14 protein-coding genes are annotated in these 14,149 nt (G+C 65.3%); 1 reads left to right on the forward strand and 13 read right to left on the reverse strand.

The window, feature by feature from the left end; all coding sequences use genetic code 11:
• Positions 1-72: 72 nt before the first annotated feature.
• From TRD_RS00910 to TRD_RS00955, 9 genes are all read right to left on the reverse strand, one after another.
• On the reverse strand, positions 73-411 hold the full coding sequence (locus TRD_RS00910; RefSeq protein ID WP_012641602.1) for a cyclic-di-AMP receptor: 339 nt from the start codon (positions 409-411) through the stop codon (positions 73-75).
• On the reverse strand, positions 408-2,072 hold the full coding sequence (locus TRD_RS00915; protein WP_012641603.1) for an ABC transporter ATP-binding protein: 1,665 nt from the start codon (positions 2,070-2,072) through the stop codon (positions 408-410). Before TRD_RS00915 ends, TRD_RS00910 begins: the two co-directional genes overlap by 4 nt.
• A complete protein-coding gene (locus tag TRD_RS00920; protein WP_012641604.1) occupies positions 2,069-3,064 on the reverse strand; it encodes a hypothetical protein in 996 nt (331 codons plus the stop codon). The genes TRD_RS00915 and TRD_RS00920 overlap by 4 nt, the downstream gene beginning before the upstream one ends.
• A complete protein-coding gene (locus tag TRD_RS00925) occupies positions 3,061-3,999 on the reverse strand; it encodes a hypothetical protein (protein ID WP_012641605.1) in 939 nt (312 codons plus the stop codon). Before TRD_RS00925 ends, TRD_RS00920 begins: the two co-directional genes overlap by 4 nt.
• Positions 3,996-5,501 carry a prenyltransferase/squalene oxidase repeat-containing protein gene (locus TRD_RS13415; RefSeq protein ID WP_012641606.1) on the reverse strand — a complete coding sequence of 502 codons (1,506 nt, stop codon included), beginning with the start codon at positions 5,499-5,501 and terminating at the stop codon, positions 3,996-3,998. Before TRD_RS13415 ends, TRD_RS00925 begins: the two co-directional genes overlap by 4 nt.
• A gap of 687 nt (positions 5,502-6,188) precedes the next feature.
• Positions 6,189-7,475 (reverse strand): hydroxyacid-oxoacid transhydrogenase, encoded by a 1,287-nt coding sequence (locus tag TRD_RS00940; protein WP_012641607.1) that lies wholly within the window; start codon positions 7,473-7,475, stop codon positions 6,189-6,191.
• Positions 7,476-7,614: 139 nt separating this feature from the next.
• Complete coding sequence (locus tag TRD_RS00945; protein ID WP_143714584.1) at positions 7,615-8,487, reverse strand: purine-nucleoside phosphorylase; 873 nt, start codon at positions 8,485-8,487, stop codon at positions 7,615-7,617.
• Complete coding sequence (gene recO, locus TRD_RS00950; RefSeq protein ID WP_052294024.1) at positions 8,447-9,265, reverse strand: DNA repair protein RecO; 819 nt, start codon at positions 9,263-9,265, stop codon at positions 8,447-8,449. Before recO ends, TRD_RS00945 begins: the two co-directional genes overlap by 41 nt.
• A gap of 14 nt (positions 9,266-9,279) precedes the next feature.
• Positions 9,280-9,921 (reverse strand): bifunctional 4-hydroxy-2-oxoglutarate aldolase/2-dehydro-3-deoxy-phosphogluconate aldolase, encoded by a 642-nt coding sequence (locus TRD_RS00955; protein WP_012641610.1) that lies wholly within the window; start codon positions 9,919-9,921, stop codon positions 9,280-9,282.
• A 77-nt stretch (positions 9,922-9,998) separates the two neighbouring features.
• Here TRD_RS00955 and TRD_RS00960 point away from each other — a divergent pair, with 77 nt between their 5' ends.
• Positions 9,999-10,862: an NAD(+)/NADH kinase gene (locus TRD_RS00960; RefSeq protein ID WP_012641611.1), complete on the forward strand. Its 864-nt coding sequence runs from the start codon at positions 9,999-10,001 to the stop codon at positions 10,860-10,862.
• Here the strand turns inward: TRD_RS00960 and TRD_RS00965 are convergent.
• Genes TRD_RS00965 through TRD_RS00980 form a run of 4 tightly spaced genes read right to left on the reverse strand, consistent with a single transcriptional unit; the run spans position 10,848 to position 14,149 of the window.
• Positions 10,848-11,468, reverse strand: a complete 621-nt coding sequence (locus TRD_RS00965) for a double zinc ribbon domain-containing protein (protein ID WP_012641612.1) — start codon at positions 11,466-11,468, stop codon at positions 10,848-10,850. The genes TRD_RS00960 and TRD_RS00965 overlap by 15 nt on opposite strands.
• Positions 11,469-11,490: 22 nt before the next feature.
• A complete protein-coding gene (locus TRD_RS00970; RefSeq protein WP_012641613.1) occupies positions 11,491-11,835 on the reverse strand; it encodes a cyclic-di-AMP receptor in 345 nt (114 codons plus the stop codon).
• Positions 11,832-12,464, reverse strand: coding sequence for a dTMP kinase (gene tmk / locus TRD_RS00975; RefSeq protein WP_012641614.1), 633 nt, complete (start codon positions 12,462-12,464; stop codon positions 11,832-11,834). The genes TRD_RS00970 and tmk overlap by 4 nt, the downstream gene beginning before the upstream one ends.
• Positions 12,461-14,149 carry a R3H domain-containing nucleic acid-binding protein gene (locus TRD_RS00980; RefSeq protein WP_012641615.1) on the reverse strand — a complete coding sequence of 563 codons (1,689 nt, stop codon included), beginning with the start codon at positions 14,147-14,149 and terminating at the stop codon, positions 12,461-12,463. The genes tmk and TRD_RS00980 overlap by 4 nt, the downstream gene beginning before the upstream one ends.

The following is a 14,149-nucleotide window of genomic DNA, read 5'->3' on the forward strand; positions in this document are numbered from 1 at the left end:
CGCTCACCGATCGCGCAAGAATAGAACCCATGTTCGAGTTCTGCTCAATCGTACTGTCTCGTTTCGTTCCTGTCAATCGCCAGTGATCCGCTCGACTCGCTCGACGGGCAAGACGAAGACTGTTGCTCCACCGACCTCGACCTCGAAGTTTTCTGGCAACCACAAGAGCCCCGGCTCCAGGGCGGGCGCGTAGGGGATGACCACTTCCTTCCTGCGCCGGCAGGTCCGCCGGATGATGGACAGCACTCGCGTGACCTGGTGGTCCTCCACACCGAGCAATAAGCTAGCGTTCTCGCGCCGGAGCAATGCACCGCTGCTCGCGATGCGCGTCACCCGGAACCCTTCGTTGACGAGTTCGCCGATCAGACGATCAGCATCCTCGCTCTGGACGATCGCGATGAGGAGTTTCACGCTCGTTCCCGATCGAACTCGCCGTAGTCCCCCTCAGTATAACCGATTCGAGCGTGTTTCGCTGGCGCTGGATTTTCCCGGAGCGCCTGCTCGACGTCGCTCACCGTGACGAAGCTAGGACCGAAAAGACGGCTGACGATCGGAGCATAGGAGAAGCTCTCCCCCAGGACAAGGTGCGGTGGCCCTTCGTTCACGATGCGTCCTTCGCTCAGGAGAACGATTCGATCAGCGACCATCGCGGCGAAGTCGACGTCGTGCGTGGTGAGGAGGACAGCAGCCCCCGCAGCAGCACGCCGGCGCAGCTCGCTGGCGAGACGCTGCTTGAGTCGCAACCCTAACCCGCGCGTCGGCTCGTCGAGCACGATGAGTGCCGGGTGACCGGTGAGCGCGACGGCGAGAGCGGCACGCTGGCGTTCACCGCTGCTCAGGTCAGCGGGATGGGTATCCAGCAGCGGGTGAAGTTCGAAGAGGTCGACGATCTCGTCGACCGCAGTCGTGCTGACCTGGCGTACGCGCGCGACGAGTTCGAGGTCGTCGCGGAGGCGGCTCCCGACCAAGAGTGCGCCGGGATACTGCGGGACGTAGGCGATCGAGCCAGACTCGCCTGCCCGCAACGTTTCATGTACCGGACGGCCACCGAGCCAGACCCGACCGCGTACGATCCCTTCCAAGCCGAGAGCCGCGCGCAGGAGCGTCGTCTTGCCTGATCCATTGCGTCCGACGATACCCGTCACCAGCCCGCGCGCGACCTCCAGCGTCACATCCTCCAGCACCAGACGCTCACCGCGGCGGCACGCGATGCGCTCCAGGGCGAGAGGCGTCGGGCCGGGTGACGGCGCTGGGCGCTGAACAGGGGAGAGCAGCTGGCATCCACGCAACCGCCGTTTGCCTTCGGCGACGGAGAGGGCCGGTGGCGACCAGCCGAGGAGACGACTGACCTGGACGAGGATCGGTGGATCGGGCAAGCGTTCGGCAACGTGCTGGGGCGAGCCGTCCGCAACGATTTTCCCATCCTCCAGTAACGTGAGTCGCGTACAGCTCCCGAGCAGGCGGTCTAACCGGTGTTCGGCGATGACGAGCGTGATCCCCAGCTCGTCGACGAGACGGCGCAAGACCTCGAGGACGGTCTCGGCGCTCCACGGGTCGAGCTGCGAGGTCGGCTCGTCGAGGAGGAGCAATTGCGGCCGCAGCGCGAGAACACTGGCGAGTGTGAGTCGCTGTCGTTCACCGCCGGAAAGTGTCTCGATCGGGCGATTGCGGAGATGAGCGAGCCCGAGGAGATCGAGTGCTTCCTCGACGCGGGCAGCGACGACGCGCGGTGGGAAACCGAGGTTCTCCAGCGCGAAGGCGATCTCGTCCCAGACGCGATCCAGAAGCGTCTGCGTCTCGGGCTCTTGACCAACGTAGCCGACCAGCCCAGCCAAATCGGCTGGGCGATGGTGGCGCGTGTCGCGTCCGCCGACGAGGACACGCCCGCCGAACCACCCACCATAGAAGTGGGGAACCAGGCTGACGAGACTGCGCAGCAAGGTCGTTTTCCCCGAACCGGTCTCGCCGGCCAAGAGCACGAACTCACCAGCTTCCACTGCCCAGTGCGGGGCGACCAGTGCTGGATACCGGCTCGTGGGGTAGCGGTAGCGGAGTGCCTCCACTTCGATCATCGCGCGGATCCTCGCAGAAAGAGTGCCGGTGAGGCGAGCAGGAGAAAGGCGAACCCGGCGAGCGGAGAGAAACCCGGCCAGCGCAAAGCCGGATAAGGCGAGTACGCCAGGTCGGCAGCGGAGTCGCGGAGCGACAGGACGAGGAGGGTCGAGGCTGCGAGCAAGAGCGACGCCGCCGCTCCGGTCGCGAGTGACCACTGCAGAGTGCGGAGATTGCGCCAGGTCGAGTGGACGATCAGCGCCGAACCGAGGGACAGCCCGGCAACGCCGACCAGAGCGAGGCTCGGTTTCCCAGCCAGGCTGCCTCCGATGACGGCGAAGCTAGCGAGGAGCATCGCGAGCGAACTGGCTTGCGTAGCGGGTCTCGCCCGGTGCCGCGCAGCGAAGCTCCGCGTCTCCAGTACCTCAGCTGTGGCGAGACTGTAGTCGATACCACGATAGAGGATCGCTGCTACGACGATCTGAAGCTGCCTCCAGCGTGGCAGTGCCAGGCCGCGCAGGCGCGACGCTTCGACCGCATCGCGTGCTGCTGTCGCGAAAGCAGGGAGCGCGTTCAGGGCAATCGCGAGAGTGGTCGCGAGCACACGCTGATTGGGAGGAATCGCGCGCAGAGCCTGGTGACGATCGATGACGGCGTGAAGGAGAGTCGTTCCGGCGAGTGCCGTGGTCAGTGCGATGCCGGTGAGCAAGCCGTAGAGTGCTGCATTGAGCGTGATGGGTCCGCCGATGACCGGCCAGGCGGGAAGTCGGAAGAGGACGCGGTCGCCGATGTGGGCAAGCAGCGCATTGACGGCGGTGCTCCACGGTAGGAGAAAGCCAGCAGCCAGGAGCGGTAAGCGAGGCGCCTGCCGGCCGAGCGGCCGCGCCGTATCGACTGCGATCCAGACGGTCGCAACGGCCAGCGCTGCCAGGCTCAAGTAGAACGGATTGCGCGTCACGGAGATCGCGAGCACCAGCACGAGTGCCCAGAGCAACCAGGTGATCGCGTTCATGGTGACCGCCTCCGCCAGCGGGCGAACGAGTACGCGAGCAGGACGATGGCCGCGAGACTCGTGAAGAGGAGCGCGCCCCAGGGCGGGCCAGTAGGATGGCTGTCAGCCACAGGCGCTGACGGCGTCACCCCGATGCTGGGGGTGCTCGAGGACCCAGCGAGCGCTGCAGCGGTCGGGGGAACCGTTGGCTGGGCCTCGGCAAAGGCCAGCGATGTCGGGGTGAGTACTCCGAGCGTCGGAGTCGGCAACGTGGGAGTGACTGTCGGGGAGGATGCGGGACCAGTCTGTTGGCCGTCCGGCTGGGTCGTGGAGGATCCGACGGCCGGTTGGCCCGAGGTCGGCACTGGAGTCACGGGCGAGGTCACCGCTGGTTCGGTCGGACTGGTAACCGAGGGTGCTGGCGGCGCGGTCGGTTGCGTGGTGGCAGGCGGACCGGACGAGCGCTCGATGCCATGCGCGCGTGCGATCTCCTCGATCGTCAAAGCGGGAAGGCCGCTCTCTCCGGCTGTCCATGACCAACCGTCCACGTCGCCGTCGCGGACGATCCGGTTGGAGGCACCGACTGGGTGGAGTACCCAGCGGCCGTCCGGCGTGAGCCCGTAATAGTGCCAGAACCACGCTGGCTGGCTCTTGGCTCGACAGAAACAGTCCTCCGCTGGGCATCCTTCACCGGAGATGGCACAGACGGCGAGCCCCAGTCCACCGAACTGGGCCACCGTAACCGGTACGCCAGCACGTTGGAGGAGTTCGATGCCAGTGATTGTCGGTTCTTCGAACTGGACGTACGCGGTGACGATCCGGCCGTCGCCGTAGCGGATGACCAGTCCAGCGCCGTTCGGCTGCTCAGCGCGCGAGGACGTGCTGCCCGCGCCCGCCAACGCGAGCGCGAGCAGCAGCGTGAGGAGGAGGCGAAGCAGGCGAGACGTGCGAGTCACGAGCCTTCCTCGACGATGCGAGCGCCGAGCCGGGTCAGCAAGACATCGTGCCGCTCCGGCCAGCTACCGGGGTGCCATTCGAAGCGGGCACGCTCGAAATACTGCACGACCATCCCGTCTTCGACGAACTCCTCGCTGAGCGGGTAACCGAAGACGGCGAGACCACCGTACTGTTCCCAATAGGCGCGGAAACCATGGCAGAGGTTGTGCTGCGTCTCCACGAAGTACGTGCAGGCTGCCGGATCGCCTGGCTGAGCGGGGGCGAACGGTTCGCGTGGTGCTGCTGGGAGCCGCTCAGCACCGAGCCGGCCGAGCATCACGAGCGTGCTTCCGTCCGGCTTGAGGTGGAATTCGAAACGCGCGCGCTCCGTATACTGGACGAGCAGCCGGAGGTGCGGATCGAAGAATGGACCGGTGATCGGATAACCGAAATTGGCGACCCCTCCTCGCTGCTCCCACGTCTCCAGGAACGGGCCGCACAAGCTGTGTCCGGTCTCCGGGAACAGCCGGCAGCCTTCTGCAGTGGTCTCGAACGGCACGCGAGCTCGAGTCAGCGGGAGAGCGATGCCGCGGAGCGGGAAGGCCTCGCGCGCCAGCGCAGGGATAGCTTGCACGGTGGCGAACAGATTGTCGTCCGGGGCATCGTCGCGCCAACGGAGCGCGCCGCTCGAGTTGGCGAAGCGAGCCAGGGCATCGAGCGCAAAGCGCCAGGACGGGGATTGCGGTTCCTCGCCCGCAGCCAAAAGCGCTTGGACAGCGAGTGCGGTGGAGTTGGCATCACCGACCAGCTGATCAGCGGGTTGGTAGGCAAAGGAGCCATCCGCGGCTTGGACGCTGCGCAAATACAGCAGGGCCTGTCGTACCTGCGGATGCTCGCGCTGCCCCGCGGCAACAAGCGCCTGGATCACGAGTGCCGTCGTGTTCGAGTCGCCTGCGCCCGGCTCTGTGCTGCCGTCCCAAGCCCAGCTGCCGTCAGCCGCTTGCCGTTCGAGCACGGCTTGGACCGCACGCTCGGGAACCGGTACGCCGGCAGCAGCGAGTGCCAGCAGCGCGTATGCGTTGCTGAAGAGCTGCTGGTCGTAGAGTCCGGTCGCACGGTCGTAGGCACGTTGCAGGCGAGCGACGAGGTCGACGCCGCCGAAAGCACGTGGATCGCGCCCGCTCGCGACAGCGGCGAGAATCAGCTTGGCCGCGCCACCCGGCTTCTCGCTGTAGCGGGCAGCGGCCGACTCCAGGTACGCGATGGCGCTCGCTCCACCGACTTGCTGCACCGAGCCAGGGTCGATGCCGACCGAGGCGAGAGCCAAGACAGCATCGACCGTCATGCCAGGATCGCTCTCGCCCGTGAAGCCGGCAAAACCTCCATCAGCACGTTGCTGGGTGGTGAGCCAGGTTACTGCCCCAGTGAGCGCCCGGCCTACTGTGAACTGGTTCGCCGATACGCTCGCCCCTGGTGCGAGAACGAGCAAGAAAATGGTCAGAATAGCGAGGATACGACGCATACCTCACTCCTCCCTCGTCACGCCGACTGAGGTCGTTCCAAACCGCACTCGCTTGTCCGTGTTGGAAAAACGAGAACAGCCCGCACGGGGCGGGCTGCCAATGGTTCACTGCGTCGAGGCACAGTGCATCACCGGCGTCCTCCCCCCTTGGCTCGAGGCGGGTCGGACACGGCGGCGACGGTAGACCTGGCTTCGTCGCACCGACTGGTGCGACGTCACAGTTGCGGCACAGCCCCGGACTTTCACCGGTGTTCCCCCGTGTGGACGAGCAGAACGAACTTCTGCGCTCCTGCTCGCACTCGCCGCCGTCTCGCACATCCTGTCAAGGTGCATCGCCGATCGATCGGCTGCACACATTGTGAAAGCTCGTGGCTCGGTTGTCAAGCCTGCCCGGACACATGCCACGCCAGCGATCGAGTTCCTGGCACACTCGACCGTCGGCTCGCACGTGGCATGAGACCTTCCGGTGGTCGTGCTCGGTGCGCCGGAAGCGGAAACCGCCGGGTTTCCCTCATGGCCTGGTCGATCGGAACCACCTGTCCTCGGCGCGAACCGATAAGGCGATCACGGTCGCTCCTGGTTCGAGCAGTCGGTGGTTCCATCGGAACAGCATGACTGAGGAGACCCGCCCAGCTCGATCGCTGGCTCCTGCCCCGATGACTGGACCGCCCGCGCTTTGGGCGATGCTCACCAGTACCGCATGGCCTCGCGGTAGATGGCGCGCAGTGCTCGCTCGTCGACTGGCCGTGGGCTGTTCACCAGGATGCGCTGCTGGGCCAGTGTTCCCTCGACGAGTGCGGGGATGTCGCTCTCGGTGAAGCCGAGTTCCGCGAGACCACTCGGCAGGCCGAGATCGCGCATGAGCTGGATGAGTGCATCGGCAACCGCTTCGGCAGCTGCGCGGACTGGCAGGCCGCGGGTGTCGATCCCCAGCATCTCGGCCACCTCAGCGTGTCGTTCGGGCCAGGCCGGTGCTGTAAAGCGGAGACCAGCCGGAGCGCCCACGACGACGGCCAGGCCGTGCGGGATGAGCGGCTCGTCGACCTCGTAGTTGGGCGGGAAGAAGTCACGAACGAGCCCGGCGATCGGGTAGGACATGGCGTGTGGGATGTGGACCCCGGCGTTCCCGAAGCCGATACCGGCCGTCAAGCTAGCCAGCGCCATAAAGGTGCGGGCCTCCAGATCGAGCGGGTTGTAGACTGCTCGCCGTAGATACCGTGCACCCCACCGGATAGCCTGTGCGCTCCACAGGTCAGCGACCGGGTTGGACCCGATATAGGCTGGTCGCTCGGTCGGGCTGTCCGGTCGAGGACGGACGTGATACGGCTTGGCTGTGTACGACTCGATCGCATGGCAGAGGACATCCAGCCCGGCGAACGCGGTCACCATCGGGGGACACGTGACCGTATTGAGCGGATCGACGATCGCCATGGTCGGGCGGATGAAACGGTGCGAGATACCGGTCTTCAACCGACGATCGGTCAGTTCGAGGGCGATCACCGCGGTGGTTTCGCTGCCTGTACCGGCGGTCGTGGGGAGTGCCAGGTGCGGCTTCAATGGGCCGGGAACTGGATTGCCTCGACCGACCGGCTTGTTGATATAGTCGAAGAGGTCAGCCGGGTAGGACGTGAAGAGGTTCATCGCCTTAGCTGTGTCGATCGTGCTCCCACCACCGAGCGAAACATAGGCGTCCGGCTGGACGCGTTGGGCGAAGGCGATGGCATCGCGCAACGAGCGATCGGTCGGCTCGATGTGCACCTGGTCGAAGACGACCACTTCCGCACCAGCACGTAGGATCGCTGCCTCGACTGGCTCGACCAGGCCATGCTGTCGCAGATGACGGTCAGTGACGAGGAGGACGCGGCGTGCCCCGAGCCGCTCGAGTTCAACGGTCACGTCAGCGGTCGCACCGGGCCCGAAACGGAAGGGGACGAGGTCCATGGCGATGACGGTCTGGGTCAGGTTCGCGCTCATGCCGGATGCTCCTTCCGGAACACAACAGGCGGCATCATCGTCGGCCAGGAGGGACGAGGTGTCAAGAGGAGCGTGTGCTCTCCATCACGGAGCGTGGTGGTGCCGCGCCCGGGTCTGTCGATCACTGCTTGGACGGTGCTCAGACAGGCTCGCGGCCCGTGACGGCATCGCTTTCCTCGGCCAGTTGGTCGAGGAAGAAGCCGAGCAGTCGATGGAGGCGCGGCCGGGCCTGTTCCCCGATGGCCGCCACCTCTTCGTGAGTCGGGATCGCTGGCTCTTCTGGGATCGCCAAGTTGGTCACGACGGAGATGGCCAGGACGCGTAACCCGAGTGCCCGCGCTAGGATCACTTCGGGGATGGTCGACATGCCGACCAGATCAGCCCCGGCGGCTCGCAACCAGCGAAGTTCGGCTGCCGTCTCGAAGGTCGGCCCAGCGACCATGGCATACGTTCCCTCCGGGAGTTCCAGGCCGAGTCGGGCCGCAGCAGCGCGAGCTACCGCGCGGAGGTGGCGATCGTAGGCATCGCGCAGACTGAAGAAGCGAACCCGTCCCGCCGGTGGAATCAGCGGATGGTGACCGGCCAAACCGGGGACGAAGAAGTGATCCCGGATCAGCACGAGATCGCCCGGTGCGAAGGTCGGATGCAAGGAGCCGGCGGCATTGGTCAGGATGACGATCGGACCAGGCAGGTGGGCGAGGAGGGCGATCGGCGCAGCGGCTTCTGCAGCCGAGAGACCCTGGTAGAGGTGATAACGACCGAGGCAAAACCAGATCGGGTGCCCATTCCACTCTGCCAGCACCAACTCGCGTGGATGACCGGTGACAGCCGGGGCAGCGATCGCAGTGAGTTCGTCGAGCGGGACGCGTGCCACGACATGCGCGTCTTCAGGGAGAGTCGCCAGCCCGGAGCCGAGGACGATGAGCGCGTCAGGAGTGTGGTGATAACGCTGGGCGAGTATCTGCGCTCGCTCAGCTGCTCGTTCCTGCCAGGGATGGAGGATGTCCATCATCGTGCCCCTCTTCCTGCAAGAGTGTCGCCACGGCGGCGGAGGCAGCGATGTCGCCGATGTGCGCCTGGAGCGCTGCCTGGAGGGCACTCGTGATCTGGCCGCGCAAGGCGAGGCTGAGCGGTCGGCGGGCGAGTTCCTGCCAGTGATCGGCCAGCAAGAGGCGCAAAGCCTTGACGGCCCCGACGCTGAGCGGGACTTCTCCAGCGCTGTGTCCCACGCACTCGCCGCAAAGGATGCCACCGTGATCCGGTGCGAAGGCGAGCCGCCCCGGCGTCAGTTGTTTCCCGCAGTGTGGGCAGACGACGAGTTCCGGCTGATAACCGAGGAGAACCAGCAAGCGCATCTCGAACCGTCTTACGACCGCGAAAGGATCGGGCAACTCGGCGAGCAGTCGGAGGCACTCGAGCAGGAGGTCGTAAAGCGCCGGTTGCGGATCCTCGTCGACGGTCGCTCGATCGGTCAGGTCGGCGAGGTAACCGGCCCAGCCTGCTCGCCAGGGTTCCCGGCGCAGTCCAGTGAACGGCTCCACCAGCTGCGCTTGTGTCACGATATCGAGTTCGCGCCCGCGGGCGAGCAGGACTTGGGTCCGAACGAAGAGGTCGAGATGGCCGGCCAGGCGACTCTGCGGCCGGCGTATTCCTTTTGCGATGACCCGGAGTTTTCCTGCTTTCGGAGTGAAGAGCGTCAGGATCCTGTCGGCCTCGCCGAGGTCGCGGCGGCGCAGGACGATCGCCTCGGTGCGGTACAGCCGGATGCGGTGGTTCGTCGTTTCGGCCATGCCTCGCTCGCCGATCACGATGCCGGAACGCCGATATCCGGGTGAGCGACCAGTTCCGCCCATTGGTGAGCGCGTTCCCGCAATCCAGCCCAGTCGCGGCGCGCAACCAGCGTGCGATCGATAAGGTGACTGCCGACCGCCACGGCGACGGCGCCGGCCGCCAGGAAAGCCGGTGCGGTCTCGAGTGTCACGCCACCCGAGGGGATCAGTTTCACCTGCGGCAGGGGAGCGAGCACGTCCTTGAAATAGCTCGGTCCCGCGAGACTGGCCGGGTTGACTTTGATGTAATCAGCGCCCCATTCCCACGCGCTGAGGATTTCGGTCGGGGTGAAAGCACCGATCACGCTGGGGATGGAATAGCGTCGGCAGATCTCGATCGTTTCTCGCCGGAGTGTCGGGGTAACGATGAATTGAGCCCCAGCCAACATCGCCTGACGCGCGGTTTCTGCATCCAGGACCGTCCCTGCTCCGACCAGGCAGGATCCATCGAAACGATGCCGCACCTGTTCGATGGCACGACCAGCTTCACGATTCGTGTAGGTGAACTCGAGCACGCGCACTCCGCCCTCGAGTAAGGCTTCGGCGAGTTCGACGGCACAGCTCAAGTCATCGAGCCGGATCACGGCGATCAGCCGGTACGTTTCGATCCAGTTCACGTCGCTCCCCCTTCCGCTCGGGTACCATTCGCATCGAGTGTAGCGGGCCGGGTCGGCGGAGAGTAGGAGTCATCACGATGGCACGACGGTTCGGCGTCGTCGCGGCGCACGGCAAGCCTGAGGCAGTCGAGTTGGCTGACCGGATCCAGCGCTGGCTCGCCGCGCACCAGTGCCAGATCGCTAACGAAGAAGCTCTCCCGGTCGTCTGGCCAGAACTCGACGCGATCATCGCCATCGGCGGTGACGGGCTCATCATGCGCGTGGCGCACCATTATCCTGATGTTCCGATTCTCGGGATCAATGTCGGCCGGGTCGGCTTTCTGGCCTTGGCGGAACGCGAGGGATGGGAACGGGCGTTGCACGACCTGGTGCACGATCGGTACCACGTCCAAGAGGGTCCAACGCTGGCTGTCCAGCTGGAACGCGGGCGAAGCGTGCTCGTCGATGCTTGGGCGATCAACGATGTCGTGGTTCGTGCCGGGTACCAGCTCATCGAAGTCGAGCTCTACATCGATGGTCAGTTCGTCAACACCTATCCGGGTGATGGCATGATCGTCGCGACCCCACAGGGAAGTACGGCTTACTGTATGGCTGCGGGTGGGCCGGTGTTGACTGCCGGGGTGCATGGGTTCGCCGTGACGCCGATCTGTCCGCACTCGCCGATCCGCATTGCGCTGGTCGTCCCGGAGCAGGCGACGATCGAGCAGGTGTACGTGAGCGACCGGGAAGCGCGCCTGATCATCGACGGAGAGCCGGTCGCGTCTTTGGAGCGGGGTGATCTCGTTCGGGTGCGACGGGGCAAGCAAGCGTTCCGTCTCGTGGTTCTGCCGGGTACGAACTTTTACGAGGCATTCCGCAGCAAGTTCAATTTCCAAATCCGACCGGAGGCACAGCCCAGCCGGCGAACCCGAAATGCCGACACGCCATCAGGCGCGCGGTAACTTGCTGGTATCCGGCTCGTTTTCCCGCATGCTCCGCGACCAGCCAGGTGGGAGCGTGGTCGCCTCGTTTTCCGGTAGGGTCTTCTCCGGTCGTCGTCCGCCCGGAGTGCGTCCGAGAGCACGCTGCACAGCCTCGAGCGGCGAGCGACGCTCCTGTACGGTCACGTCGCCTTCCTCGGTCGGCTGCTGGGTGCCACAGTACGGGCAGTGCGGCCAATCCAGGCTGAGGAGACGGCCACAGGCGATACAGAGTTGTTTCAACGGTGCTCGACAGTAGGGGCAAAATTGGAAGTCGTCCTGCACCGGTCGCTGACAATGCGGGCAGCGCCCGGCTGTTTCCAGGTCCTGGATCAGATATTCCTCCTCCAGCGCCCGCTCGTACTGCTCTTCCAATGTTTCGCGCGGGCGCATCAGGAGATAAAGCAGTGCGCCCGGGACGGAAAAGAGCACGACGAGCAGCGTCGCGAAGATTTGGGCGATGACGCTCCGGGTCCGCGTTTGGATGTCCTGGAACGTCCACACGATGAGCGCGAACCAGAGTGCCAGATAGTACGCACCGCCCAGGGCGATGAGAAGATGCGCTGCTTGAGCGATGAGCTGTTCCACCGCTGTGCTCCACCCCCTCGCTTCAGGGCAGGCGCTCGAAACGCTCGATCGGAACGACGAAGACGTTGGCGCCGCCGACCTCGACCTCGATCGGCTGCGGAACGAAGAACTCGCCCGATTCCACGATCGGGAACAAGGGGTTGACGTACTGGGTGCGCGTGTAGCAATGGGCCTTGATCAGGCGCAAGACCTCCCCGATCCGGTGGGCTTCGACGCCCATCAGCAGCGTGACGTTCTGCTCGCGCAGGAACCCTCCCGTACTGCTAATCCGGGTCGCGCGGAATCCCTCGTGCTGGAGCGCATCGAGCAGCCTGTCGGCATCGCGTGCCTGGACGACGGCGATCACGAGCTTCGAGGGGGCCGTCATGGTGAACGTCTTCCCCGTTTCATGACTTCCGTCACGGTTGCCCAGACGGCGTCGGCGACAACCTCAGGCGGCAATGTCGCATCGACGACACGCCAGCGCTGGGGGTCGCGCTGTGCAGCGGCATGGTACCAAGCGCGGACCCGTCGGTGGAAGGCGAGTTCTTCCTGATCGAGCCGCGTGATCGTCGCGGCGGCAGCCCGGCGGCGAGCCAGGCCGACTTCCACTGGAACATCCAGCAGGATCGTCAGATCGGGCCACAAGTCGCCCGTTGCGATCCGATGCAACTCGCGGAGCCATCCTTCGTCCAGACCGCGCCCAGCTCCCTGATAGGCCAACGTGGAATCGACATAACGGTCACACAGGACGATGGTGCCGCGTTCCAGGGCGGGCCGGATCCGATCCCACACGTGCTCAGCCCGGGCAGCGGTGAAGAGCAGGGCTTCCGTTTCCGGGCGAAGTGCCTCGCCAGCCAGAAGCCACTCGCGGATGGTTTCGCCGAGCGGTGTACCACCCGGTTCTCGCGTGACGAGAAGGGAATAACCAGCTTCGCGGAGCCGGGCAGCCAAAAGAGCGCATTGTGTCGTCTTGCCTGCTCCTTCCGGTCCCTCGAAGGTGATGAACCAACTCACCAGCTCTCGTCCTCGCGGTAGATTTCGACCCGGCGGAAGGGCTCTCGCCCGCGGCTGCGGGATGCCAGGTTGTACCGCTCGGCGAGCTGATGCTGGAGGCGTCGAATCCAGGCTTCCTGCGGACGCAACTCGATCCGGCTGCGCGTCCCCTGGAGCACCTGGTGCGCGGCAGCTTCTGCTTCCTCCATCGCAGCCAGGATGCGATCGTGCGCTGCGTTCTCGTCGCCGTCGTCAGCAGCTGATTCCGGTTCCTGCTCGCCCGCGAATCGCTCGGGGAACAGCGAGCGGAACAGGTTGGCCATCTGCTGCGCCGTGTTGCTCCGCAGGACGTATACCGGGATGCCACGTTGTTCGGCCTCGCGGAGTACCTGCGGTCGCTTGCGGAAGTAGTTCTTCAGCGTCACGACAGCATCTGCCTCACGGGGCGAGCGGACGAGCTCGACCGGAAGCATCAATTGGCGAATCACGTCCTCCAGCCGGTTCCGACTCACGCCGAAGGGAAAGAGTCGCATAGTCCGCCTGATCGGCTCGCTCGGTGGAGCGACGGCTACGATCGTCCCGGAAGGAGTCGCTGGTCGAGTCGGGGCCGGCGTACCGGGAATCCGCTGGTAGGTTCGTCGCGGTCCGGAGGGGAGCATGGAACGCTCGGCACGTTGATCTTGTCCGTGCAGCTCCTCGTACCAGATGGAGACCGTTCCGTCCGGGTTTCTCTCGCGGATCTCGACGCGGAGCGGCTGGCCGCGCAGGATGGCATCGACCGCGGCCGCGACGTCGCGGTGCACGGCGACGCGGTTACGCGACTGAATCTCGACCAAAACGCCGAAGGTCGGTGGTGCCTTGCGTTCCAGGATCGACTTCTGGGTGCCCCGCCGGCGAGCTTCCTCGTCGCTCAACGTGACCGACTGGATTCCGCCGATGAGATCCGAGAGGGTCGGATTCATCATGATGTTTTCCAGCGTGTTCCCGTGTGCGGTTCCGATGAGCTGCACGCCACGCTCGGCGATCGTGCGTGCGGCGGCAGCCTCGAGTTCGGTACCGATCTCGTCGATGACGATGACCTCCGGCATGTGGTTCTCGACCGCTTCGATCATCACCGCGTGCTGAAGGCTGGGCGTCGGTACCTGCATCCGGCGAGCGCGACCGATCGCTGGGTGAGGGATATCGCCGTCACCCGCGATCTCGTTGCTCGTATCCACGACGATCACCCGCTTGCGCAGGTCGTCAGCCAGCACCCGCGCTGTTTCGCGCAACATGGTCGTCTTGCCGACACCGGGCCGACCCAAGAGCAAGATGCTTTCGCCCGACTCGATCAAGTCACGGATGATGGCGACCGTTCCATAAACTGCTCGACCGATGCGGCACGTCAGGCCGACGATCTCACCGGATCGCGAGCGAATCGCGGAAATGCGGTGCAGCGTGCGCTCGATACCTGCTCGGTTATCATCCCCGAAGCGACCGATCCGCGACGCGACGTAGGCGATGTCCTCGCGCGTGATCTCGCGATCCGCCAGATACACCTCGCGGTCCTCGAACCGTGCCTCGGGGCGCCGCCCCAGGTCGAGAACGATTTCGAGCAGCTTGGCCCGGTCCTCTGGGCTGTTGTACTCCCGGAGTGCCTCGACGATATCGGGTGGCAAGACTGCCAGCAGATCCTCGAGATTATCGGTGATCGTCTGTTCCGGCAT

Source organism: Thermomicrobium roseum DSM 5159, assembly GCF_000021685.1.
In the GTDB taxonomy this organism is placed as follows: Bacteria; Chloroflexota; Chloroflexia; order Thermomicrobiales; family Thermomicrobiaceae; genus Thermomicrobium; species Thermomicrobium roseum.